Consider the following 2001-nt stretch of genomic DNA (forward strand, 5'->3'; position numbering starts at 1 on the left):
AAGCAACCGTATCAGTGTAGCCATCTGCATTGATCAGACCGTCCAGAGACTGGTTATCCAGCACGTATTTCACAACCGCGTCCGCCTGCTCGTGCCACTTCGGGCCGTCCTCCGTCATCACGTATTCGCCGTTCATGGATAAGTTGCTCTTCAGCTTTCCGTCCTTATCCACACAGTCCCAGGTAAGAGAGGTGATCTTGCCGCCCTTAATGGTAATGGCTACCTGATCCTTGTATCCGTTGCTGTCGAACTCCGGCGCCTCATAAGAGTAAGATCCGTCGTTCCAACCGGCCTTTGTTCCGGCTTCTCCGGCCGCCTGCTTCAGGCAGTCCTTTACACCGTTTACAAATCCATATAAGTTAATACTTACAGAAGCTACCGTATCGGTATAGCCTTCTTCATTGATCAGGCCGTCCAGAGACTGATGATCCAGCACGTATTGCACGACTGCATCCGCCTGCTCATACCACTTCGGGCCGTCTTCTGTCATAACGTACTGGCCATCCATGGAGAGATTGCTCTTCAGTTTTCCGTCTTTATCAACACAGTCCCAGGAAAGCGCCGTGATCTTGCCGTCCTTGATGGTCATATTCACCTGATCCTTGTATCCGTTGTCATCGAATTCAGGGGATTCATAGGAATATGTACCGTCATTCCAGCCAGCCGCTGTTTCCTCTGCCTTTGTTGTCTCTTCTTCCGCGGCTTCGCCTCTTGCTTCAGCAAGCGCCTTTTCCACCGCTTTAATGATTGCATTGCTGCTGAGTGTGGCGCCTGAAACCGCATCCATATCCAGCGTCTGTTTTCCAATAATTGCATCCGGAAGGGATGGTACTACCTGATCCAGAAGTGTCTCTTTCTCTCCCACTACATCGATCGATTCGATCGCCTTTGTGGAAACCTTAACCGTTACGGTAACGGGTCCGCCGTATCCGCGTGCAGACGCCGTGTACGTTCCCGCCGTGTAGATCGCCGGACGTGCCATATCATCAATTGCTTTGTAAAGCGGATCGGATCCGAGTATTGTTGCTCCCGCCAGAACTACCAGCGCACCCAGCCCGATCAGTCCCTTTTTCTTCGTATCCATACTGCCTTTATTCATGATCTCCTCCTGAAATGTACGATTTACTACTTTGTTTTTATTTTAACATATTCTTAACGATTCAAGCAATGCTTTTTTTAATGATTTTGATTATTTTATAAAATTTTTATAACTTCATGTATAATTCTAGAAATTGTGTTATACTATGAAGGGCAATTGCTGGAGAATTGGAAAAATATGTAGGGATTTGGTACTTTATTATGCTAATTCAACACAGTATTGCTCGAAAGTACGAAGAACAGGAAAGAAAAAGATGAGTGCAGAGAATAAACATATCGGAAAAAAGAAGAAGGAGCTCGTTCTGATCCTTGTTATTTTAGCAGTTTCCGCGCTTCTTTATGCGGGCACGCGGATTATTTTTTCAAAACCACCTATGAGAGTCGAAATTTCGGTGGATGGAACTGTGATTGAAACCCTTGATTTAAATAAAGACACAGAGCTCACCGTAGAAGGCTGGAACGGCGGGACGAACCACGTCGTCATCAAGGACGGAACGGTTCACGTCACCGAGGCCAGCTGCCCGGATAAGGTCTGTGTCAACCAGGGGACGATCCGGCGGACCGGGGAAGCCATCATCTGCCTACCCAACCGCATGATCGCCCGTATTACCGGCGGAGAATAATTTCTCCGCCTATTCTTTTGCCGCAACCTGGCGTTTTAAGTATCCAAACGCGCCGGAACGGCAGAGAACGCCGATCAGAATCGCCGCGATGGCCGTTCCGCACAGCGTGCTCATCAAAAACGGCGCCACATAGAAAAACAGGGCGACCTCTTTTCCCATAAGAATCGCCGCAACCGGATAGCAGAGCATCGCTCCGATTATACCGGTGCCGATGATCTCGGACGCATAGGCGGCGGTCAGTTTTCCGGTCCAGCGGTAGGCCAGTCCACAGAGCAGCGCC

At 49.1% G+C, this 2001-nt stretch carries 3 protein-coding genes; 1 reads left to right on the forward strand and 2 read right to left on the reverse strand.

The window, feature by feature from the left end; all coding sequences use genetic code 11:
* On the reverse strand, positions 1-1099 hold a 1099-nt coding region (locus tag ACLTD4_RS33975; RefSeq protein WP_412331996.1), incomplete at its 3' end, for an FMN-binding protein.
* A gap of 253 nt (positions 1100-1352) precedes the next feature.
* Here ACLTD4_RS33975 and ACLTD4_RS33980 point away from each other — a divergent pair.
* Positions 1353-1721 carry a NusG domain II-containing protein gene (locus tag ACLTD4_RS33980; RefSeq protein WP_025529276.1) on the forward strand — a complete coding sequence of 123 codons (369 nt, stop codon included), beginning with the start codon at positions 1353-1355 and terminating at the stop codon, positions 1719-1721.
* Positions 1722-1730: 9 nt separating this feature from the next.
* On the opposite strand, the gene ACLTD4_RS33985 is transcribed toward ACLTD4_RS33980, so the two are convergent.
* Positions 1731-2001, reverse strand: a 271-nt coding sequence (locus tag ACLTD4_RS33985; protein WP_412331997.1) for an energy coupling factor transporter S component ThiW, incomplete at its 5' end; no start/stop codon positions are given.

The organism is Hungatella sp. (assembly GCF_046966825.1).

Excerpts from the sequence above, each read along its gene's own strand:
- ACLTD4_RS33980 (WP_025529276.1), top strand. The coding sequence starts at position 1,353 with ATGAGTGCAGAGAATAAACATATCGGAAAAAAGAAGAAGGAGCTCGTT.